The sequence below is a fragment of the Tessaracoccus coleopterorum genome, from assembly GCF_011174705.1.
GTDB classification, from domain to species: Bacteria; Actinomycetota; Actinomycetes; order Propionibacteriales; family Propionibacteriaceae; genus Arachnia; species Arachnia coleopterorum.
Genome location: NZ_JAANIJ010000001.1, coordinates 183926 through 204476, shown reverse-complemented (window position 1 = coordinate 204476; position 20551 = coordinate 183926). Strand labels below are relative to the sequence as shown.

Below are 20551 nucleotides of genomic sequence, written 5' to 3'. Positions count from 1 at the left end.
CGAGCGCGCCTTCACCGCGATGATCCGCACCGCCATGTTCCGACGCGTCGAACTGGCCGCGCTCGACCGGTGGGAGGAACTCGGCGCCCTCGAGGCGGCCGCCGCGCACCTGGCCGACCCTCCGCTCGAGGTGGCGATGGACGCCGCGGCCTGGGACGACGCTCTCGCCGGGTACTGGGACGAGCACGACGACATCGGCACCGGTGGCGCCGCCCGCGGCCCGCAGATGTTCGGGATCGACAAGGGCAGGGAGCACTGGCGGGTCACCCAGATCATCGACGACCCGGCGGGCAACCACGACTGGCGGATCATCGCCGACGTCGACCTGCCCGCCAGCGACGCGGCCGGAGCCGCGATCGTGCGGGCCACCGCGTTCGAGCGACTCGACTGACGCGGCTAGGCGGTGCCGAACCGCCGCTCCCGCGTCACGTACTGCTCGACCGCGCCCCACAGGTCACGACGGTCGAAGTCCGGCCACAGCCGGTCGAGGAAGATGAACTCGGCGTAGGCCGACTGCCACAGCAGGAAGTTCGACGTGCGCTGCTCACCCGACGACCGCAGGAACAGGTCGACGTCCGGGATCTCCGGCTCGTCGAGGAACTTCGCGAAGCGGGCCTCCGTCAGCCGTTCCGGGTCCAGTCTCCCCGCGGCGGCGAGGCGGGCGATCTCACGGGCCGCGTCGACGATCTCGGCCCGTCCGCCGTAGTTGACGCAGAACTGCAGGGTCAGGGTGTCGTTCCCGCTGCTCATCTCCTCGGCGACCTCGAGTTCGCGGATCACCGAGCCCCACAGGCGCGGCCTGCGACCCGCCCAGCGGATCCTCACCCCGAGCTCGTTCAGCTCGTCGCGGCGACGGTGGATCACGTCGCGGTTGAAGCCCATCAGCCACCGCACCTCGTCCGGCGACCGCTTCCAGTTCTCGGTCGAGAACGCGTAGGCGGACAGGTAGGGGATGCCGAGCTCGATGGCGCCGTGGATCACGTCCAGCAGCGACGCCTCGCCCATCGCGTGCCCTCGGTGCGCTTCAGCCCGCGTTCCTTCGCCCAGCGCCCGTTGCCGTCCATCACGATCGCCACGTGCCGCGGGAGCGCCCTCGCGGGATGATCGGCGCCACGGCACCGCTGGGGTGGGGCGTGGGACGACGGCGAGGCTGAGGCACACCCTCAGGGTAGCCGCCTAGACTCGGCCCGTGCCCACCTACCGTGACGAAGCCGTGGTGCTGCGGACCCACCTGCTCGGTGAGGCCGACCGCATCATCACGCTGTTGACGCGCACCCACGGGAAGGTGCGCGCCGTCGCGAAGGGGTGCGACGCACCTCAAGCAGGTTCGGCGGCAGGCTCGAGCCGTTCAGCCACGTGGACATCCAGTTCGCGGAGGGCCGCGGCTCACTCGAGGTGATCACCCAGGTGGAGGCGCTGCACGCAAGCAGGCTCGCGGCCGACTACTCCCGGTTCACTGCGGCGCAGGTGCTGGTGGAGACGGCCGACCGGCTGGTGTCCGAGGAACGCACGCCGTCGCTGCAGCAGTACCTGCTGTTGTTGGGCGCGCTTCTGGCGCTGGAACGCGGCGACCTGCCCGCGCCGCTGATCGTCGACTCGTTCCTCCTGCGGGCCCTCGCGATCGCCGGCTACGGCCTCGCGACGACCGACTGCGCCGGGTGCAGCTCCCACGACGTGCGCTGGTTCTCGCCGCAGGGGGAGGCGCGGTGTGCACGTCTTGCCGCACCCCCGGCTCCGCAACGCTGGAGTCGGAGGACTGCGCCCACCTCGGCGCCCTGCTCTCCGGGAACTGGGAGCACGCCGTCGCCACGCCCGCAACGTCGCGACGCGCGTCGACGGCATGGTTGTCGCCTACGCGACGTGGCATCTGGACCGCGCGCTCAGGTCGCTTCCCTATTTCGAGCGCTGAGAGCAGTTCCCGCAGAGCCCGAAGATCTCCAGCTCGTGGCCGGTGTCGGTGAACCCGTGGGCGATGGCCACCGACGCGGCCCAATCCTCCACCACGTGGGCGGCGATCTCGATGGAGTAGCCGCACGAGCGGCACACGAGGTGATGGTGGTGGCCCGACGAGCAGGCCCGGTAGGCGGCCTCGCCCTCAGGGGTGCGCAGCACGTCGACCTCGTCGGCCTCGGCCATCGCCTGCAGTGCCCGGTATACGGTCGCGAGGCCCACCTTCGCGCCTGTCCCGCGCAGCTGGTCGTGGATCTGCTGGGCGGTGCGGAACTCCTCACCCCCTCGAGGAGGTCGCGGACCGCAGCCTTCTGCCAGGTCTGCCTGGTGGGCCTAGTGCTCGTCATAGTGGTCTCCGTGCAGCGCGTGCCTGTGTCCGTCATGCACGTAGTCGAGATGGTCGCCGTGCTGGATGGTGCGTTCGTGGGCGTGCTGGTGCGCGGTCACCGGGTCGGCCTCCGCCGGCTCGTGGGCGTGCTGCCCGTGGTCCTCGATGAACGGGATGAACCGGTCCTCCCTGCGCAGCCTCTTCCCGACCAGCCAGGACAGGCCGAGCAGCAGGATCGCCGTCACGACGATGGTGGCGCCGGTGGCGGTGTCCAGGTAGAACGACCCCACCGTCCCACCGATGGCCGCGAGCACGCCGATCCCATCGCGCCGAAGAAGGAGGCGTAGAAGCCGACGAAGGCCTGCTGCGCGGTCGAGACCGGGATCACCATCAGCGCGCTGACCAGCAGTAGGCCGACTGTGCGCATGGACACCGTGACGGTGACAGCGGCGAGCACCACGATCAGGAGGTTCAGCCAGCGCACGCGGATGCCGAGCACCTGCGAGTACGCCTCGTCCACCGAGACGGAGAACAGGCGCGGCGCGAGCCCGACCGTCACGGCGAGGATCACCACTGCCAGGCCCACGATCACCAGGACGTCGGTGGAGCTGACCGTGGTGAGCGACCCGAACAGGTAGGACGAGAGCCCGCCGGTGCCCTGTCCGGCCATGCCTGCCATCAGCACGCCGGAGGCGAGCCCACCGTAGAACAGGATCGCCAGGCCGAGATCGCCGGAGGCCTTGCCGTTCTGCCGGAGCAGTTCGACGATGACCGCGCCCGTGACGCACACAACGGCCGCGACCGGGAGCGGGCCCAGCCCGTCCACATCGCGAGCCCGACGCCCATGATGGCGACGTGGCCGAGGCCGTCGCCGAGCAGCGACATCCGCCGCTGCACGATGAACGTGCCGATGGCGGGGCGATCAGCCCGCTCAGGATGGCGGCGATCAGGGCCCGCTGCATGAAGGGGAGGCTGAGCAGATCTATCACTGGAGGCTCCCTGCGATGGGGTCGGTGAGGCCGAGGGGTCGGGCATGGCATCGGTGTCGTCGATGCAGGCGCCGCCAGAGGGCGGCTCGTGGTCGACGATGCGGCCGTCGCACAGGGTGACGGCCCGGTTGAGGATGCCCGTCATGGGTCCCCGTTCGTGCAGCACGACCAGCATGCCGAGGCCCTCGTCCCGCAGTCGGCCCAGGAGTTCGGCGAGCCCGGCCTGGCTGTGCAGGTCGACGCCGGCGAAGGGCTCGTCCATGATCAGGAGCTCGGGGTTGGAGGCGAGTGCACGGGCGATCAGCACCCGCTGTTTCTGGCCGCCGGAGAGCGACTTGAACGGCCAGTCTGCCCGGGCCGCGAGGTCGACCTGTTCGAGGCTGCGCGTGACGATCTCGCGGTCGGAGCGGCGCAGCCACTGGAATGGTCTACGGTGTGCGAGCCTGCCTGCCGACGCGATCTCGCGGACGGTGGCGTTCGGCACCGAGATCGCGCTGTGCTGAGGCACGTAGCCGACCTTCCACCAGTCGCCGAACCCCGGCACCTCGTCGCCGAAGAGCGAGATGGTGCCCTCCTGGTGGGGGAGGATCCGAGCAGGGTGCGCACCAGCGTCGACTTGCCGGAGCCGTTGCCGCCGAGCAGCGCGACGGCCTCGTGCTGGCGCACCCGCACGGACACGTCGCGCAGGATCGGCATGCCGCCGATCGACACGTAGAGGTGCTCCGCCGAGACGAGGTCAGTTGCAGCCATTTGCGCTCCTCAGGGCCTGGAGATTGGCCCGCATGATCGAAGGGTAGTCCGTGCCCGGCGAGCGACTCGAGATGCCCTCCAGCGGGTCGAGGACGGCGGTCCCGAGGCCCAGGTCGCCCGCGATGGCCCGGGCGACGGCGTCGGAGGTCAGGGTCTCGAAGAAGATGGTGGTGAGCCCGTGCTCCTTCGCCTCCGACTGGACGGCCGCGATGCGGGCGGGGAGGGCTCCTCGTCCGGGTTGATGCCGGAGATGCCGATCTCGGTGAGATCGTAACGCTCGGCGAGGTAGCCGAACGACGCGTGCGTGGTGATGAAGGCCGACCGCCGACAGTCCGCGAGCCCGGAGGCGAACTCCCGGTCGAGGGTGCCGAGGCCGGTGACGGTGGTCGCGGCGTTCGTGGAATAGGTCGTCGCGCCGTCCGGGTCGGTGTCGCCCAGCGTCGCGCCGAGTGCCGTCACGAGGGCCTGCATCCGCTCGGGGTCCTGCCAGAAGTGTGGATCGAGCGGGCCGTGATCGTGGCCGTCGTCGGCCGTGTGTGCACCGTCGCCCGGGCTGTCCTCATGGCCGTGCACGTGTTCCTCCTCGACGGGCATCAGGTCGACCACGCTGCCGACGTCGAGGATGTGCTCGGCCCCGGACTGCTCCACGGCGTTGTCGACCGCGGGTTGGAAGCCCTTGAGGTAGATGACGAGGTCGGCCTCCGCGAGCGAGGCGATCTGACGCGGCGTGAGTTCGAGGTCGTGGGCCTCGGCGCCGGGTGCGGTGAGCGTCGTGATCGTGCCGCGGCCGCCGAGCACCTGCGAACCGGCCCATTCCAGAGGGTAGAAGGCTGCGATCACGTGGGGTGCGGTCCCTCGGGTGCCACGTTCGCGCAGGACGTGAGCAGGAGGGCCGCCGCGGGGACGAGCAGTGCGTTGCGGATCTTCATGATGAAAACCATTATCAATAAGGAGGGGTTGGGGTGTCAACCCGGCCCCGCTCCATTGGGTAGGGTCGGCGCATGCTCGCCTTCAGTCGATTCAGGACCTCCGATCCGCGCTTCGGGGAACTGGCGGCCCGGCCGTCGAATGGTGGTCGGAGCGACCCGGGTGTCTCGGGATCGACGTCGTGCGCAATCTCGACGACCCCGACCTGTGGGCGATCGTCGGGCATTGGGAGAGCGTCGGCGCCTACCGGCGGTCCTTCAACGGCTATGAGGCGAAGATGCTCCTGACGCCGCTGCTGTCGATGGCCATCGATGAGCCGAGCGCCTATCTGCCGCCCGACGAGGTCGGCTCCAACCTGCCGCGGATCAACTGAGGAGACCGACCAACATGTTCACAACCATCGCGCTCAGGGCCTCCGACGTCGGCATCATCCTCACCGTCGAGGAGGGCCGCCTCCCACGCGTCCTGCACTGGGGAGCGACCCGGTGAAGTTGGTCCCGCAGACATCGACGCGCTCCTCGTGGCCGAGGAACTGCCGGTGATGGCGAGCCAGCCCGATTCCCCGCTGCGGTATGGGCTGTTGCTGGAGGGCCGCGACGGCATCGTCCTGCGCCCAGGGCTGATCGGATCGCGTGACGGGGCCGATTGGACGCCGGACTGGCGGGTCGACCGGGTGCTCCTGGACGGCCTCGAGGTCGGCGGACACGTGAGCGCGGGTGCCGCGACCGTGTCGTTCGAAGCCACCGCCGCCGACGCCGGCCTCGGGCTGCTCCTCGAGGTGGAACTCACCCCGCAGGGACTCGTCGCCGCGCGCGCCACGGTGACCAACCTCGCAGAGGGCGTCTTCCAGGTCGACGAACTGACCCTCTCCCTCCCGTGCCCGGGCGGGCGGACGAGGTCCTCGACTTCTCCGGCCGCTGGGGCGTCGAGCGCTTCCCGCAACGGGTGCCCATGACGGTTGGACAGCACCGTCGGGAGGGCCGCCACGGCCGCACCGGCCCCGACGCCGCCTACGTGCTGCACCTGGGGTGCCCGGCTTCGGGCACGGCTCCGGTGAGACGTGGGCCGTTCACACTGCCTGGAGCGGCAACCACATCCACCAGGCCGAACGCGACCTCAACGGCGTCCAGGTGCTCTCCGGTGGCGAACTGCTGCTGGCGGGCGAGGGCCGCCTGGCACGGGGCGCGAGTTACCGCGGCCCGTGGCTCTACTTCTCCTACGGCGACGGGCTGGACGCCGTCGCCCGTCGCTACCACGACTTCCTCCGGGCCCTGCCGCACGCCCCGGCGTCGACCGACCCGTCACGCTCAATGTGTGGAGGCCGTCTACTTCGATCACGACGCCGCCCGCCTCACCGACCTGGCGGAGCGCGCAGCCCGGCTCGGAGTCGAGCGCTTCGTGCTCGATGACGGCTGGTTCGGGTCGCGCCGCAACGACCGGTCGGGGCTCGGCGACTGGGTGGTGTCCGCCGACGTCTGGCCCGACGGCCTGCACCCGCTCGTCGACCGCGTGGTCGACCTCGGCATGGAGTTCGGGCTCTGGTTCGAGCCGGAGGCCGTCAACGAGGACTCCGACGTCGCCCGCGCCCACCCCGAGTGGATCATGGCGCCCAAGGGCAGGCTGCCGCTGCGGGCGCGCAACCAGCAGATCCTCAACCTCAGCATCGACGCGGCCTGGCAGCACGTCTTCTCACAGGTCGACGCGGTGCTGAGTGGGTACCGCATCGGCTACGTCAAGTGGGACCACAACCGCGACCTCCTCGACGCAGGCACCGCCCGGGCGGGCGGGCGGCGGTGCACGCCCAGACCGAGGCCTTCTACCGGCTCCTCGACGCCCTGCGCGCCCGGCACCCGGAGGTCGAGTTCGAGTCGTGCAGCTCCGGTGGAAGCCGCGTCGACCTGGAGGTGCTCAAGCGCGCGGAGCGCGTCTGGGTGTCCGACATCATCGACCCGGCGGAGCGGCAGCGGATGCTGTGGTGGACAAGCCAGCTGATCCCGACGGAGTTCCAGGGCAGTCACGTCGCATCGGGTCGCTCCCACACCACCGGCCGCTGGCACGACCTTTCGTTCCGGGCCGCCACCGCGGTGTTCGGTCATTTCGGGATCGAATGGGACCTCGCCCAGGCCGACGAGGAGGAACTCGCCGAGCTCGGCTGGTGGATCGACTGGTACAAGGCCAACCGGGCGGTGCTGCTCGGCGGCGACATGATCCGCGTCGACCTGCCCGATCCCTCCGTCTACTTCAAGGGCGTCGTCGCCTCCCGCAAGGCCATCTTCTCGCTGTCGCAGCTGGCGGCCTCGCCGCTGGGCAACCTCGGCATGCTCCGGTTCCCCGGCCTCGATCCGGCGGCGCGCTACCGCGTCACTGCCATCGACCGGCAGCCGGTGCCGCCGGAGGCCCGCCACGGTGGGAGGCAGCCCCGCTCGAGCTGACCGGCTCGGTGCTGTCCACGGTGGGGATCCGCGCCCACAGCTGCTGCCGGAGACGGCGGTGCTGTTCGAGCTGGAGCGCATCTGAGCGGCTTCGATTGCCGGCCTCCGGGCCGGGCGGCGTAAACTTCCCGGGTCGGCCCATCCCAGGAGAGTCATGCCTTCCGTAGCCCCGCTGCGCCTGCACGCGCCGAGCCGACGCGACGCCGTCGTCGTCGACCTGCCCGTGGTGCTCGCTCCCATGGCCGGGGTCACGAACGCGGCCTACCGGCAGCTCTGCCGCGAGCAGGGTGCGGGCCTCTACGTGTGCGAGATGATCACCTCGCGCGGGCTCGTGGTTGGAGATCACAAGACGCACGCCATGCTGCAGTTCGACCCGGGCGAGACCACCCGCTCGGTGCAGCTGTACGGGGTCGATCCCGACGTGATGGCCGACGCCGCCCGCATCCTCATCCGCGACTTCTCCGTCGATCACATCGACCTCAACTTCGGCTGCCCGGTGCCGAAGGTCACCCGCAAGGGTGGCGGGGAGTGCTGCCTTACAAGCGTGACCGGCTGCGCGCCATCGTCCGTGAGACGGTGCGGGCGGCAGACGAGTCGGGCGTGCCCGTGACCATCAAGACCCGCATCGGCATCGACAGGGACCACGAGACGTTCCTCGACGCCGGCCGCATCGCCCAGGAGGAGGGGCCGCGGCCATCGCGCTGCACGGCCGCACCGTCCAGCAGGCGTACTCGGGAGAGGCTGACTGGCAGCGCATCCACGAGCTGGTCGAGGCCGTCGACATCCCGGTGCTCGGCAACGGCGACATCTGGGAGGCCGAGGACGCCCTGAAGATGATGGACCAGACCGGATGCGCGGGCGTCGTCATCGGCCGCGGCTGCCTTGGCCGCCCATGGCTCTTCGGTGACCTCGCCGCCGCCTTCCGGGGCGAGGAGCTGAGGCTGCGCCCCACGCTGGGTGAGGTCGGACGGATGATCCTGCGCCACGCGGAACTCCTGGCGGGCCTGTCCGATGAGCGGCACGGCCTGACCGACCTGCGCAAGCACATGGCCTGGTACTTCAAGGGCTACCCGGTAGGTGAGCTGCGCCGCCGGTTCGCCATGGTCTCGAGCATGGCGGAGCTCGAGGGGCTTGTCGCTGAGCTCGACGCCGACGCCGGGTTCCCCGTCACCGAGCTCGGCACGCCGCGCGGAAGGCAGGGATCCCGAGGGCAAGGTCGTGCTGCCCTACGGCTGGTACGACGACACCTCGGGCTGTGACCTCGACCTGGCGGACGCCGAGATCGGCGTCTCGGGAGGCTGAGAAGCCCGCTTCGGGGACCCCGCCCAACCGGTGGCATATGTATTCGCTAGGTTGAATCGGGGTCATTGTCACCCCGGAGCGGAGGAAACCACCATGTCCGAAACTGCAACCGTCATCATCGACGGCAGGAGTTACGAGCTCCCCATCACCACCGGAACCGAGGGCGAGCGGGCCATCGACATCTCGCGGCTGCGGTCCGCGACCGGGCTGATCACGCTCGACGACGGATACGCCAACACGGGGTCGTGCACCTCGGCCATCACCTTCATCGAGGGTGAGGAGGGGATCCTCCGCTACCGCGGTGTGCCGATCGAGGAACTCGCCGTACGGTCCAGCTTCATCGAGACGGCGGAGCTCCTCATTTTCGGTGAGCTCCCCGACGACCGGGAGCGGGCGGAGTTCCGCCACCTTCTCACCGAGAACTCGTGGCTCCACCGTGACATGCGCAACCACTTCGACGCGTTCCCGAAGAACGCGCACCCGATGAGCATCCTCTCGGCGATGATCAGCGCGCTGCAGAGCCACGACCTGCCCGAGCACCGGTTCACCGACGAGAACGGGTTCCGCGCGGCGGCCGCCAGCCTGATCGCCAAGACACGCACCATCGCGGCCGCGTCGTACAAGGCACACATCGGCCAGCCGATCATGTACCCCCGCTACGACCTGCCCTACGCCGAGAACTTCCTGCACATGATGTTCTCCGTGCCGTACCGCGACTACGAGACGACACCCGAGGTGGCCCACGCCCTCAACATGTTCCTCGTGCTCCACGCCGACCACGAGCAGAACTGCTCCACGTCGACGGTGCGGATGGTCGCCTCGTCCGGCGCCAACCTCTACGCGTCGATCTCCTCAGGCGTCAACGCCCTCTGGGGCCCGCTGCACGGTGGGGCGAACATGGGCGTCATCGACATGCTCGAGCAGATCCGCGACGGGGCCTGGACGCCGCAGCAATACATCAACCGCGTGAAGGACCGGAAGTCGGGCGCGAAGCTGATGGGCTTCGGGCACCGCGTCTACCGCAACTTCGACCCGCGCGCCCGGATCCTCAAGGAGGCCGCGGACGCGATGCTCGACGCCATGCACATCACCGATCCGCTCCTCGACATCGCCCGCGAGGTGGAGGCGGCCGCGCTTGCCGACGACTACTTCGCAACGCGTCGCCTCTACCCGAACGTCGACTTCTACTCCGGCATCATCCTGCGGGCCATCGGCATCCCGGTGGACATGTTCACCGTGATGTTCGCGATCGGCCGCACCCCGGGCTGGATCGCGCACTGGAAGGAGGTCGCCGACAATCCCGGCCAGCGGATCTACCGGCCGCGCCAGGTGTACGTCGGTGAGACCAGGAGGCAGTGGGTTCCCCGCGAAGAGCGCTGACGACGACCCAGGGTAGGTTGGGGGCGCTATGAACGACTCACTCCTACCCCGCGCCCGGCAGTGGGCCGAGACCATGCACGGCCACGGGGACGACGTCATCTCCGCACACGCCACCTCCCGCGCCCGCATCACCCCACGCGGCGCACGGAGGCGGGTCGAACGGGAGGCCCTCGAACGGTTGCAGTACGTCGGAGAGGCGACCTTCGCCGACGGTGCGGGCCAGCGCGCCGTCGAGGAAGACCCCGACCCGTTCCGCACCTGCTTCGAGCGCGATCGCGACCGCATCGTGCACTCCGCGGCCTTCCGCAGGCTCGCGGGCAAGACGCAGGTGGTGGTCTACCCGACCGACCACCAGCGCACCCGTCTCACGCACGCCCTCGAGGTGGCGCAGGCGGCCACCGCCATGGCGCGCGGCATCGGGGTCAACGTGACGCTTGCCGATGCGATCGCGCTCGGCCACGACTGCGGGCACGGCCCCGGCGGGCACGCCTCCGAGGACGCGTTCGACCAGTTCATCGTCGGCGGCTACGACCACGGACCCTGGGGTGCCGACGTCGTGCTGGCCGACCTCAACCTGACGGCGCAGACCCTCGACGGCATCCGCAACCATTCGTGGTCGCGGCCCGCGCCCGCGACCCTGGAGGGGGAGCTGGTCAGTTGGGCCGACCGGATCGCGTACTGCGCGCACGACCTGGAGGACGCCGTCCATGCCGGCATCGTCACCATCGACGACCTGCCGGACATCGTCGTCGGGGTGGCGGGGACCTCGCGGCGCAGCCAGCTGGCCACGTTCATCAACGCCGTCATCGAGACCACGGCGCTGACAGGGATCGTCGGGATGGACGCCGTCACCGCGGAGGCCCTGGCAGAGCTGCGTCGGTTCAACTACGAACGGATCTACACCCGGCCGGAGTCCGTCGCGCAGTCGCACACCGTCGTGCGGGTGCTCACAGACCTGGTGGACTACTACCTGGCCGACCCGGGGCACTGCCGTCGGAGTACCGGAGCGAGGACGCGGTCCGGGGCGCCGTCACCTATGTGGGTGGCATGACCGACCGGTTCGCCTTCGAGCAGGCGTCGACGCTGCTCGGCTGGAACCCGAAGAAGCTGCCGAGGGGATCGGGCGCGGGCCTGAGACGCTTACGGACGCAGCCGCCCGCGAGATCCGGGGAAGCAGCAGGCCGCGGGCGATGAGCCACCGTGCGGCCACGGCGGTGCAGGCCTGGCCGGTGTTGATGCCCACGAGCACCAGCACCTGGGCAGCTGCCGCGTCGAGAGGGCTGCCGCCGCCAAGCAGCACACCGATGTAGGCGCCCGGAGGGTCACCAGGCCGACGGTGCGGGTCTGGTCGAGCGCGGGGTACAGCGACTCGTGCAGCGTGGGCGAGATCACCTCCCCGATCGCGGTGGCGCGGGGAAACCGACCGCGAGCCACGCCTCGTACTGCGCAACCCCGGAGCGCAGGTCGGAGAATGCCCGCCGGGCGACGAGGGTGTGGACGCTCATCATGTTGCCCACCACGATCCCCACGATCGGCACGATGGAGGCGCCGGTGAAGGGCGCCGCTCCGGTGCCGAAGACGATCAGCAGCACGGGTAGGGCGCCTGCGATCATCGCGAGGGCCGCCGACGCGAAGGCGGCGGGTGAGCGCAGGCCCGACCGACGGGAGGTGGTGTAGACGCCCACCAGGAACATCGCCGACACGAACAGCAGCGCCGACCAGGTCTCCCGCAGTGCGACACCGATGATCAGCGACACCGCGAGCAGTTGCACCCCGGCACGCAGGGCCGCCCACGGGATCGTCCTTGCGACCGGGAGCCGTCCCCACAGCGCCACCGCGGTCCCGACCACGACGAGCAGGGCCAGGGCGAGGGCGAACTGCCATCCGATCTCCACTGTCACGACCGCAAGAGTAGTGCGACTAGACTCGTCCCCATGGCAGGCCGCATCAACGACGAGGATATTGCGGCCGTCCGTGAGCGCAGCCGCATCGAGGACGTGATCGGCGGCTATGTGGCGCTACGCAACGCAGGCGGCGGCTCCCTGAAGGGGTTGTGCCCTTCCACGACGAGAAGACCCCGAGCTTCCAGGTGACCCCGTCGCGCGGCTTCTACTACTGCTTCGGCTGCGGCGAGGGCGGCGACGTGATCACCTTCCTCCAGCGGCAGCAGAACCTGTCGTTCGTCGAGGCCATCCAGGTGCTGGCCGACCGCGCCGGTCTCGTGCTGCGGATCGAGGATGACGGCAGCGGACCCGGTCAGCCCCCGGCATGCGCAAGCGGATCCTGGAGGCGAACGAGGCGGCCCAGGAGTTCTACGCCGACCAGCTCGACTCGCCGGAGGCGATCGCCGGGAGACAGTTCCTGCACGGCCGCGGTTTCGACCGTGAGGTCGCGCAGCACTTCATGATCGGCTACGCCCCGCGGCACGGGTCGGCGCTCCGGCAGACACTCAAGGCCAAGGGTTCGCCGATGACGTCCTGAAGGCCGCCGGGCTCGTCCGGGACTCCGGCCGCGACTTCTTCACGGGTCGGGTGCTCTGGCCCATCCGCGATTCCGCGCAGGCGGTGCTGGGGTTCGGTGCCCGGCGCATCTACGACGATGACCGGCTCCCCGCCAAGTACATCAACACCCCGAGTCGCCCGTCTACAAGAAGTCGCAGGTGCTCTACGGCCTCGACCTGGCGCGCCGTGAGATAGGCAAGAAGTCGCAGGCGGTGGTCGTCGAGGGCTACACGGATGTGATGGCCGCCCATCTCAGCGGGGTCCCGACGGCGGTCGCCTCTTGCGGGACTGCGTTCGGCGAGGACCACGGCAGGCTGCTGCAGCGCCTGATGGGCACCCATGACGGGCTGCACGGCGAGGTCATCTTCACCTTCGACGGTGACGCGGCCGGCCAGGCCGCCGCGCTGAAGGTGTTCAAGGGCGACCAGAACTTCATCGCCCAGACCTACGTCGCGGTCGAACCTACAGGCCTCGACCCGTGCGACCTCCGCATGCAACAGGGCGACGCGGCGGTGCGTGAACTGGTGGCGCGCCGGATCCCGCTGTACCGCTTCGTGATGGCCAACATCGCCAAGAGCTACGACCTGGATCGCGCCGACGGGCGGCTCGCGGCCGCCCGCGAGGGTGCCGAACTGGTCGGCTCGATCCGCGACCAGTCGCTGGTCAGCCAGTACCTGCGCGAGTTGGCAGGGGTGCTCGGCATGGACCTCGACGAGGTGCGACGCGAGGCGCTCCACGTCAAGCGGCGCCAGCAGGCGCCCGAGGTGATCGACCTGGAGGAGCCCACGGAGCCGGACCCGGCATGGCCCAATCCCGACGACCCGGGGCTACGGCTCGAGCGCGACTCCCTGAAGCTCATGCTGCAGTACCCGTTGACCTTCGACGCGGGCTGGAACGGTGTCGAGGAGCGCGACTTCACGCACCCCGGCTACGCGGCAGTGTTCCGGCTCGTCGGCTCGGTCGGGTTCGGTGGGAACTGGACGGATCGGCTGCGGTCAGCGGCCCCCAACGAGCTGGTCGAGCAGCTGCTGGTGGCGCTGCTGGTCGAGCCGCTCCTGCGGGAGGCCGATGAGACCTACTCGCTGACCCACACATCGCGGCTGCAGTTGGCGCGCGTGTCGCGCGAGATCGCGGATGTGAAGTCCCGGCTGCAGCGCACCGACCCGGTCAAGGATCCGACCGGGCACCGCGCCCAGTTCGCGCAACTGACCGAGCTTGAGATGCGCAGGAAGAGGCTCCAGGCGGTCGGGCTCGGCTGATGCTCGGCAGCTCGGTGCGTTCGGCGCTGAGCAGCCGCCGCGCCGCCCTGCACGCCTCCCGCTCCCACCGCATCACGGTGGTGCCCGAGACACCCATCTGCGCTCCGACGGCGGCGAGCGAGGTGCCTGGCGCGAGGTAGTGGGCGGTGAGCACAGCGCGGTGCAGCGGGTCCAGGAGCTCCAGGAACCCCAGCCCGGTGGGGTGGCCCCCTCCCACACGTCGCCCCGATCCACGCTGTGGAGCGACTCGTCGAAGGGGATCTGGGCCATCCGGGCGCGCAGCGCCGCCGGGCGGCTCGCCCTGACGAGCGTTGTGGCGGCGTCGAGGCCGAGGCCGGGTCGCTCGGCGCGGATGTGGTCGACGAGCAGTCGCGCCCTCCGGTCGCCGCGGCTGACGTTTCCACCGGTGATCCGCACGCCGACGGCGTCGTGCAACCCCTGTCGCACCAGGTGCCACACGAAGGTGGTGTAGCGCACCCCCGGGTGTGGTCGTAGGAGCGGATGGCGTGGGCGACCGCGATGCTGGACTCCTGGAAGAGGTCGTCGCCGGGGAGGCCCGAGAACTGCTCCAACCGCCGTGCCTGCTTGCGGGCGATCCGCAGGCCTACCCACCAGAGGGTCTCCTCGGCGAGGCGTCCGTGCTCGACGACGCGTTCGAGCCACCGGTCGGGGCCGCGGCCGCGCAGCAGGTGGCGTGCGTAGACGCCCGCCTCGACGGCGCGGGCGAGCGCCACGTCTTCGCCGGGGGCGAGCATGATCAGTGGGATGTCGATGTCTTTCATGCGCCAAGGGTGCGCCGTGCGGGAGGCTGCCGGAATGGGCGGGGGTGGGTTGTGGACGGTGTGACGACGGACAACACTTCTTTTCCACAGCGGGCACAATGGGGGCATGGCACTCTTCAAGCGCACCGATCCCGTCCTGTTCGCCGGGCTCGACGAGGAACTCGGTGGCAGGGCGGACGTGCTCGCGCACGCGACCGGCGAGGACGGCGTGGTGGTTGCGGGAACCCGTGAGGCGTTCGCAGTGGGCACGCACGGCTCATGGGAGGTGTGGCCCTGGGAGCGGGTCGGCGGGGGCTCGTGGAAGGCGGAGCAGGGACGGTTCCGCTGGAAGACCGTGGACGGCGTCCAGCACGAGGTGGCGCTGAGCGACCCGCAGCATCTTCCGCAGCTCTTCCGGGAACGCGTCGAGGCCTCGACGGTCGTCCAGGTCCTCATCGACGCCCCGGTGCGAGGCGAGGTACAGATCGTCGGGCGCCGCAGCCTCGGCAGGCACATGACCATGTCGTGGTATGCGGTCGCGTCGGGCGGGGCAGACCTCAGCGACCCCGCGACCAGCGCCGCTGTGGTGGCCGAGACGGATCGGCTGAAGTCCGAGTACTTCTCGCTGTGACAGCCAGGGCACCTCTCGCGGCAGCGGCCGATTGGCGTACCCCTGAAGGACTCTGCTAGTGTTTCTTCTCGCGCGGGAGCGCTGATCCCTGGTAGCTCAATTGGCAGAGCATTCGACTGTTAATCGAAGGGTTACTGGTTCGAGTCCAGTCCGGGGAGCCACACGAAAGCCGCTCTGACTAGGGTAAATACCTAGTCGGAGCGGTTCTTTTCTTGTCAGGTGGATTGCGGCACCGGATCGGTGGAGCGATGCTATCCGGGCAGGTGAGGGCCCTGCCGCCCCGCCGTCACGGCATCGGCACCCGATAGCCTGCGGTCATGACTGAGTGGGCAGAGATCTATCCGCCGTTCGGCGTGCGCATCACCTGCGGGACCTGGTGCTCTGCGCCATGACCCCCGATGATGTGCCGGAGGTGCTCGACCTCGCCGTCGCCGGGATCGTGCCTGAGGGTTCCGGGTATCCGTTCCTGAGTGACTGGGCCCTGCTGCCACCCGGGCAACTGCGAACCAACTCGGCCCGGTTCTACTTCAACACCTGGGCCGCCAGCACCGTGGAGAGCTGGGAGCTGCTCATGGTCGCCCGGCGCGACGGTGAACTGGTCGGCGCGCAGGATCTCCGCGCCCGCAACTTTCCGGTGGCAAGGGTGGTGCATACCGGATCGTGGCTCGGTCGGGCCTTCCACGGGCGGGGATCGGCACCCGGATGCGCGCCATGATCTGTGCCTTCGCCTTCGATCAACTCGGAGCGGTCCAGTGCCGCACCGAGGCCTATGCCGACAACCCGGCCAGCCAGCGGGTCAGCGAGAAGGTCGGCTACGAGCGGTTCGACCGTGCCCCGGTTGACCGGTTGGGCGAGGCCACCGACGAGGTACGGTTCCGGCTCACGCCTGCACGCCTCAACCGTCCCGACGAACGGGTCAACTACCAGGGTGCCGACGCGTTCCGCGCGTTCGTTGGCCTGGCCTGAGGAGGCCCGGCGAGACGGCTGACCACCTGGTCGAGGGCTCCGAAATGGTGACGCCGGTGTCGCGGGAACCGGAAGGTTCGTCCGCGCCACCGGCGCCCGGGCCGTCGGAGAGGTCAGCCCTTGACCGCACCCTCCGTGATGCCGGCCATGAACTGTTTCGCGCCGATCGCGAAGATCAGCAGCAGCGGTACGACGGCGATCAGCGAAGACGCCATCAACATGCCGTAGTCGTTCCCGTGGGCCGTCTTCAGCTGGCTCAGCGCAACCTGGAGCGTCTGCTTTGTGGGATCGTTCAGCACGATCAACGGCCACATGAAGTCGTTCCAGGACCCGATGAAGGTGAACATACCCAGGAACGCCAAGGCGGGACGGACCGTCGGTAGGCACACGTGCCAGTACTGCCGCAGGAAGCCACAGCCATCGAGCGTGGAGGCCTCCAGCAGCTCCTTCGGGAGTGCATTCGTCGTGTACTGACGCAACCAGAAGACCCCGAATGCGCTCGCGAGGGAGGGGAAGATCAGCGCCTTGAGGTCGCCCACCCAACCGAGCTTGCTCATGAAGAGGAACTGCGGAATCGTCGCGAGCTGCGATGGCAGGAGAAAGGTCGCCATCACGATCGCGAAGAGTACGTTCTTGCCTGGGAACTCGAACTTCGCGAACGAGAATGCGGCCAACGAGGAGATCAGCAGAACGAGCACCGTCACGCTGAGAGCCACGACGAGGGTGTTTGACATGGCACCCCAGATGTTGATCCGTTCCATGATCGATCCGTAGTTGGTCGCCAGCTTGCCGCCCGGAACCATGACCGGCGGATACTGGTAGATCACCTCGGACTCGTGCGTGGAGAGCACGAACATCCAGTAGAACGGGAACAGGGAGGCGAGGGCGCCGACAATGAGCGCTGCGTGACGGGCAATCACTCCGCGTCTCGGCGCGGCTCTGCGTCGACGGGGCCCCCACCGCTGATGGCGGGGCCCGCCAGGGCGGCGGGTACTGCGCGGGCGTTCATGGAGCTCATCAGACGCCCCTTTCCTTACGTTCCCTCGTCACGATCCAGTTGATCGCGGAGAAGAACATCACGACGACGAAGACGCCCCAGGCAATCGTGGCGCCGTAGCCGAAGCGATTCTCCTGGAATGCCACCGAGTAGAAATAGAGGACCATCGTCAGACCTGAGTTGCCGACACCTCCGGCGGATGCCGCGCCGCCCGACATGGACGAGGTGAGGACCCGGGCCTCGGTGAAGCTCTGCAGTGAGCCGATCGTCGACATGAGGGTGATGAAGAGCACGATGGAGCGCAACTGCGGAAGCGTGATGTGGAAGAACGTCCGCCAGCCGTTGGCACCGTCGATGGCGGCGGATTCGTACTGCGTCTTGTCGATCGCCTGGAGGCCCGCGAGGATCAGGAGCGCGTTGTAGCCGACGAACGACCAGATGCTCAGTGCGGAGATGGCGATCTTGATGCCCCACTCGCTCTGCAGCCAGGCGATGTTGTCGAACCCGAAGAGGTTGATGATCGCGTTGGCGAGGCCGAACTGGCTGGAGAAGAGCGAACTGAAGAGGATGCCCATGGCCACCAGCGAGGTGACGTTGGGGATGAGGTAGATGACCCGGTAGGTGGTGGAGAACCTCAGCGTCGAGTTCAGCATGAGCGCCACGATGGTGGCGAGCGTCAAGGTCGGTACCGTCGCCATGATCCACAGGATGATGGTGTTGCCGAGCGACTTGAAGAACAGTGGGTCGGTCAGGAGATACCTGAAGTTCTCGAGGCCGATGAAGTTGATGTCGCCGAGGCCCGACCAGTTCGTGAACGCGAGCGCCATGGTGAACACCATCGGCATGGCGCCGAACAGGAGGAAGAGGAAGAAGTAGGGGAGAGCGCACCGTACTGGGGAGCGACTTCCTCATCCTCTGCCAGGTCGACAACGTCCGGTGATCGCCGACCGGCGGGAGGCCTCTACGCCTCCCCGCCGTGCTGTGTGTCGACTCATTTCACCGTCAGGCCGACCTGCTGCGCAAGGCGCTTGGCAGCGGTGACGGCATCACTCCATGCCTTCTCGGGATCCTTGCCCGCAGTCTCCACGAGCTCCATCTCTGCGAAGTACGGGGCGTTGATCGTGTTCTCGTTCGGGTCCGAGAAGATCGGGCGCACAGTCTCGGCCGCGTGACCGAACACCTCGGAGGCGACCTGACCACCGAGGAACTCGACCGGGCCGGTGAGCTCGGGCAGATCCCAGGAGGCCGGGACAGCGGGGAAGTTACCCTTGTCCTCGTACTCCAGCGCCTGGTTCTCCGCATTGAGCAGGAACCTGATGACCTCGAACGAGGCGGCCGGATCCGCGACTCCCGCAGGAATGGTCAGGAACGAGCCCCGTTGTTGGTTGCGGTGCCCGGGTGTTCGCAGACGTGCCACTTGCCCGCGGTCTGCGGAGCATCGACGATGAGATCGGCAAGGTGCCACGAGGCGCCGAAGTCGGCGGGGAGGCGGCCCTCGTTGACCGCCGCTGCCGTATCGGCGGTGTTGTTGTCGAGGGTTGCGACGATGCCCGCCTGGAAGGCGGAGATCGACGTATCCCAAGCCGACCGGATGTGGTCCTGGTCGCCGATGAACGTGCCGGACTCGTCGATGAAGCCCTTGCCCGACTGCTTCCAGATCGTGTCGAACATGCCGCCCGCATTGCGGACGAGATACGTCTCCGGCTTGGCGGCCTTGAGCTTCTTACCCAGTTCGATGAACTCTTCCCAGGTGCGGATGGCCGCGGCCAGCTCCTCAGGATCGGACGGCAGACCCGCCTCCTCGAAGATGTCGAACCGGTAGAACAGCGCGGTGGGGCCGATGTCGATCGGGATGCCGAGCTGCTGGCCGTCCTTGGTCGTCGCCTGCGCCCACTTGTACTCGAGGTAGTCGCCCTTGATGTCCTCGGCACCGAGTGTGTTCAGGTCGGTGAAGTACTTCGGCTGGGACAGGAAGAACGAGATGTCCTCGCCCTTGACGCCGGTGATGTCAGGCAGGCCGCTGCCCGCGGTGAAGGTCGTCGTCAGCTTCTGCTTGAACTCGCCGCCGATCACATCCTGTCGGAGCTTGTACTGCGGGAACTTTGTCGCGACCGCCTCCAGGGCCTTCTTGCCGAAGCCCTCAGGCCACGTCCAGAGCACGAGGTTGGTGACCCCGCCCGTGGCGCCAGCGCTTGCATTGCCGGAGCCCGGCGCAGCGGTGGAGCATGCAGTGAGCCCACCCAGTGCCAGGAAACCGAGCCCGGCGGCTCCACCCTGCATGAGCGATCGTCGAGATACGTTCATTATCGAACTCTCCTTGTTCGTGCGTCGGAGGCTGAGGATTCAGCCATGATCGGACAGATCGATCAAGAATCTGCACCCGTTGTCTCAGACTGCCGCACGGAAGAAGTCCCTCAGTGGCCCCCGGACTCTGTCTGTCGAGGAGGATGTCCCGGTGGCCGCTTTGGCGCCAAGACGCTGTGACGTGGGTTGATGATGAAACTGATCGTCAAGTCCGTCGTTACGGCAGCCAATCTAGCAACAATTCCGTGCCAAGTGAAGAACTCTGATCGAGTTGAGCGAGTGCGAGCGAGTTAGAGAATTTTCGGCTAGCGTGGTCCTGTGCTCAAGACCGCCAGACATGATGCCCTGCTAGCCCTCCTGCATGCCCGGGGCCGGTCTCGGTTGCCGAGGTGGCCGAGCAGTTCCAGGCCAGCCCGGCGACGGTCCGCCGCGACATCGCAGAGATGGAGGAGGCGGGGCTCGTCGAGCGTACCTGGGGCGGGTCCAGCTCGCGCGTGAGGTGGACGACCCGTTCCAGGAGGCACTTGCGCGCGGTGGCGCAGGCAAGCAGCGCATCGGCGCCGCTGCCGCAGCGCTGATTCCGGACGGTGCGACGGTGATCCTCGATATCGGCACCACCGCGCACTTCGTCGCCCTGGCGCTCACGGCCAAGGATGTCACCGTGCTGACCGCGTCGCTTCCCACCTTCGAGCACCTCCGGTCGACGCGCCAGGCAGAACTTGTCCTCCTCGGCGGGCAGTGGTCTGAGCAGTACCAGTGTCTGACCGGTCCGCAGGTCTCCGCTGCGTTGGCCCGCCAGCAGGCTGACATCGCCTTTCTCGGTTGTTCCGGCGTCTCGGACACCGGACGCATCAGGGACAACTCGTTCGCCCAGAGCGACGTCAAGCGAGCCATCAGGGCGGCCTCCACCACCACGTATCTCCTCGCGGATGAGGACAAGTTCCCAGGTAAGGGGAGCACCTCGCCCTTCGATGTCGACCTGCTCGACGGCATCATCACAGATGCCCGGGCTCTCGCACCCTCGCTCGTGGAGCGCTGCTTCAATCACCACACCGAAATCAGGACAGTATGAAG

Annotated in this window: 16 protein-coding genes, 1 tRNA gene and 13 pseudogenes; 17 read left to right on the top strand and 13 right to left on the bottom strand. The window is 68.5% G+C overall.

The window, feature by feature from the left end; genetic code table 11:
- The first annotated feature begins 19 nt into the window (after positions 1-19).
- The gene (locus tag G7085_RS23105) at positions 20-391 is read left to right on the top strand and encodes a DUF3516 domain-containing protein (RefSeq protein ID WP_231979101.1); all 372 of its coding nucleotides are present in this window, start codon (positions 20-22) and stop codon (positions 389-391) included.
- A gap of 5 nt (positions 392-396) precedes the next feature.
- Here G7085_RS23105 and G7085_RS01345 read toward each other — a convergent pair.
- Positions 397-1159: pseudogene (locus G7085_RS01345) on the bottom strand (isoprenyl transferase).
- 30 nt (positions 1160-1189) lie between these two features.
- Between G7085_RS01345 and recO (G7085_RS31765) the strand changes: the two are divergent.
- Both recO (G7085_RS31765) and recO (G7085_RS33760) read left to right on the top strand, forming a co-directional pair.
- Positions 1190-1399, top strand: a complete 210-nt coding sequence (gene recO / locus G7085_RS31765) for a DNA repair protein RecO (protein ID WP_331715399.1) — start codon at positions 1190-1192, stop codon at positions 1397-1399.
- Positions 1306-1704, top strand: a pseudogene (recO, locus tag G7085_RS33760) (DNA repair protein RecO); the annotation flags it as partial. The gene recO (G7085_RS31765) and the pseudogene recO (G7085_RS33760), both read left to right, overlap by 94 nt.
- Before the next feature lie 189 nt (positions 1705-1893).
- On the opposite strand, the gene G7085_RS01335 reads toward recO (G7085_RS33760), so the two are convergent.
- The 6 genes and pseudogenes from G7085_RS01335 to G7085_RS01315 all read right to left on the bottom strand — a co-directional run bounded on the left by G7085_RS01335 (position 1894) and on the right by G7085_RS01315 (position 4815).
- On the bottom strand, positions 1894-2172 hold the full coding sequence (locus tag G7085_RS01335) for a Fur family transcriptional regulator (RefSeq protein ID WP_331715398.1): 279 nt from the start codon (positions 2170-2172) through the stop codon (positions 1894-1896).
- Between the two features lie 111 nt (positions 2173-2283).
- The gene (locus G7085_RS31760; RefSeq protein WP_331715397.1) at positions 2284-2523 is read right to left on the bottom strand and encodes a hypothetical protein; all 240 of its coding nucleotides are present in this window, start codon (positions 2521-2523) and stop codon (positions 2284-2286) included.
- Positions 2520-3068 (bottom strand): metal ABC transporter permease, encoded by a 549-nt coding sequence (locus G7085_RS31755; protein ID WP_331715396.1) that lies wholly within the window; start codon positions 3066-3068, stop codon positions 2520-2522. The genes G7085_RS31760 and G7085_RS31755 overlap by 4 nt, the downstream gene beginning before the upstream one ends.
- The gene (locus tag G7085_RS31750) at positions 2957-3811 is read right to left on the bottom strand and encodes a metal ABC transporter ATP-binding protein (RefSeq protein ID WP_408647016.1); all 855 of its coding nucleotides are present in this window, start codon (positions 3809-3811) and stop codon (positions 2957-2959) included. The genes G7085_RS31755 and G7085_RS31750 overlap by 112 nt, the downstream gene beginning before the upstream one ends.
- An 86-nt stretch (positions 3812-3897) precedes the next feature.
- A pseudogene (locus tag G7085_RS33755) lies at positions 3898-3963 on the bottom strand (hypothetical protein); the annotation flags it as partial.
- Between the two features lie 40 nt (positions 3964-4003).
- Positions 4004-4815: pseudogene (locus G7085_RS01315) on the bottom strand (metal ABC transporter substrate-binding protein).
- Positions 4816-5125: 310 nt separating this feature from the next.
- Between G7085_RS01315 and G7085_RS33750 the strand changes: the two are divergent.
- The 7 genes and pseudogenes from G7085_RS33750 (at position 5126) to G7085_RS01280 (ending at position 11252) form a co-directional block, all read left to right on the top strand.
- Positions 5126-5317 (top strand): hypothetical protein, encoded by a 192-nt coding sequence (locus G7085_RS33750; protein WP_231979100.1) that lies wholly within the window; start codon positions 5126-5128, stop codon positions 5315-5317.
- Positions 5318-5464: 147 nt separating this feature from the next.
- Positions 5465-5899, top strand: a complete 435-nt coding sequence (locus G7085_RS33745) for a hypothetical protein (RefSeq protein ID WP_197509729.1) — start codon at positions 5465-5467, stop codon at positions 5897-5899.
- A pseudogene (locus G7085_RS01300) lies at positions 5821-6353 on the top strand (glycoside hydrolase family 36 N-terminal domain-containing protein). The gene G7085_RS33745 and the pseudogene G7085_RS01300 overlap by 79 nt, the downstream one beginning before the upstream one ends.
- Positions 6259-7376, top strand: a pseudogene (locus G7085_RS33740) (glycoside hydrolase family 36 protein). The pseudogenes G7085_RS01300 and G7085_RS33740 overlap by 95 nt, the downstream one beginning before the upstream one ends.
- Before the next feature lie 238 nt (positions 7377-7614).
- A pseudogene (dusB, locus tag G7085_RS01290) lies at positions 7615-8678 on the top strand (tRNA dihydrouridine synthase DusB).
- A gap of 93 nt (positions 8679-8771) precedes the next feature.
- Entirely contained in the window at positions 8772-10058 is a 1287-nt protein-coding gene (locus tag G7085_RS01285; RefSeq protein ID WP_197509726.1) for a citrate synthase, read from the top strand.
- 73 nt (positions 10059-10131) lie between these two features.
- Positions 10132-11252 (top strand): annotated as a pseudogene (locus tag G7085_RS01280) (HD domain-containing protein).
- Here G7085_RS01280 and G7085_RS01270 read toward each other — a convergent pair.
- A pseudogene (locus G7085_RS01270) lies at positions 11227-11923 on the bottom strand (ABC transporter permease); the annotation flags it as partial. The pseudogenes G7085_RS01280 and G7085_RS01270 sit on opposite strands and share 26 nt — an antisense overlap.
- Before the next feature lie 69 nt (positions 11924-11992).
- Between G7085_RS01270 and dnaG the strand changes: the two are divergent.
- Positions 11993-13818: pseudogene (gene dnaG, locus G7085_RS01265) on the top strand (DNA primase).
- Here dnaG and G7085_RS33735 read toward each other — a convergent pair.
- A complete protein-coding gene (locus G7085_RS33735) occupies positions 13727-13972 on the bottom strand; it encodes a hypothetical protein (RefSeq protein WP_408647014.1) in 246 nt (81 codons plus the stop codon). The pseudogene dnaG and the gene G7085_RS33735 overlap by 92 nt on opposite strands.
- The gene (locus G7085_RS23095) at positions 13891-14295 is read right to left on the bottom strand and encodes a hypothetical protein (protein ID WP_231979099.1); all 405 of its coding nucleotides are present in this window, start codon (positions 14293-14295) and stop codon (positions 13891-13893) included. The genes G7085_RS33735 and G7085_RS23095 overlap by 82 nt, the downstream gene beginning before the upstream one ends.
- Before the next feature lie 411 nt (positions 14296-14706).
- Here G7085_RS23095 and G7085_RS01250 point away from each other — a divergent pair, with 411 nt between their 5' ends.
- The 4 genes from G7085_RS01250 (at position 14707) to G7085_RS01235 (ending at position 16176) form a co-directional block, all read left to right on the top strand.
- The gene (locus G7085_RS01250; protein WP_197509723.1) at positions 14707-15210 is read left to right on the top strand and encodes a hypothetical protein; all 504 of its coding nucleotides are present in this window, start codon (positions 14707-14709) and stop codon (positions 15208-15210) included.
- An 85-nt stretch (positions 15211-15295) separates the two neighbouring features.
- A tRNA-Asn gene (locus G7085_RS01245) sits at positions 15296-15371 on the top strand.
- Positions 15372-15598: 227 nt separating this feature from the next.
- Positions 15599-15925 (top strand): GNAT family N-acetyltransferase, encoded by a 327-nt coding sequence (locus G7085_RS01240; RefSeq protein ID WP_197509722.1) that lies wholly within the window; start codon positions 15599-15601, stop codon positions 15923-15925.
- On the top strand, positions 15913-16176 hold the full coding sequence (locus G7085_RS01235; RefSeq protein ID WP_197509721.1) for a GNAT family N-acetyltransferase: 264 nt from the start codon (positions 15913-15915) through the stop codon (positions 16174-16176). The genes G7085_RS01240 and G7085_RS01235 overlap by 13 nt, the downstream gene beginning before the upstream one ends.
- Before the next feature lie 113 nt (positions 16177-16289).
- On the opposite strand, the gene G7085_RS01230 is transcribed toward G7085_RS01235, so the two are convergent.
- From G7085_RS01230 to G7085_RS01220, 3 genes and pseudogenes are all read right to left on the bottom strand, one after another.
- A complete protein-coding gene (locus G7085_RS01230; RefSeq protein ID WP_331715394.1) occupies positions 16290-17096 on the bottom strand; it encodes a carbohydrate ABC transporter permease in 807 nt (268 codons plus the stop codon).
- Between the two features lie 97 nt (positions 17097-17193).
- Positions 17194-18085: pseudogene (locus G7085_RS01225) on the bottom strand (carbohydrate ABC transporter permease).
- A gap of 79 nt (positions 18086-18164) precedes the next feature.
- Positions 18165-19477 (bottom strand): annotated as a pseudogene (locus G7085_RS01220) (ABC transporter substrate-binding protein).
- Positions 19478-19851: 374 nt separating this feature from the next.
- Between G7085_RS01220 and G7085_RS33730 the strand changes: the two are divergent.
- Positions 19852-20055 (top strand): annotated as a pseudogene (locus G7085_RS33730) (DeoR family transcriptional regulator); the annotation flags it as partial.
- A complete protein-coding gene (locus tag G7085_RS01210) occupies positions 19977-20549 on the top strand; it encodes a DeoR/GlpR family DNA-binding transcription regulator (protein WP_197509718.1) in 573 nt (190 codons plus the stop codon). The pseudogene G7085_RS33730 and the gene G7085_RS01210, both read left to right, overlap by 79 nt.
- Positions 20550-20551: the final 2 nt, after the last annotated feature.

Excerpts from the sequence above, each read along its gene's own strand:
- G7085_RS01250 (WP_197509723.1), top strand. The coding sequence starts at position 14,707 with ATGGCACTCTTCAAGCGCACCGATCCCGTCCTGTTCGCCGGGCTCGAC.
- G7085_RS01285 (WP_197509726.1), top strand. The coding sequence starts at position 8,772 with ATGTCCGAAACTGCAACCGTCATCATCGACGGCAGGAGTTACGAGCTC.
- G7085_RS23105 (WP_231979101.1), top strand. The coding sequence starts at position 20 with ATGATCCGCACCGCCATGTTCCGACGCGTCGAACTGGCCGCGCTCGAC.
- G7085_RS01240 (WP_197509722.1), top strand. The coding sequence starts at position 15,599 with ATGACCCCCGATGATGTGCCGGAGGTGCTCGACCTCGCCGTCGCCGGG.
- G7085_RS01235 (WP_197509721.1), top strand. The coding sequence starts at position 15,913 with ATGCGCGCCATGATCTGTGCCTTCGCCTTCGATCAACTCGGAGCGGTC.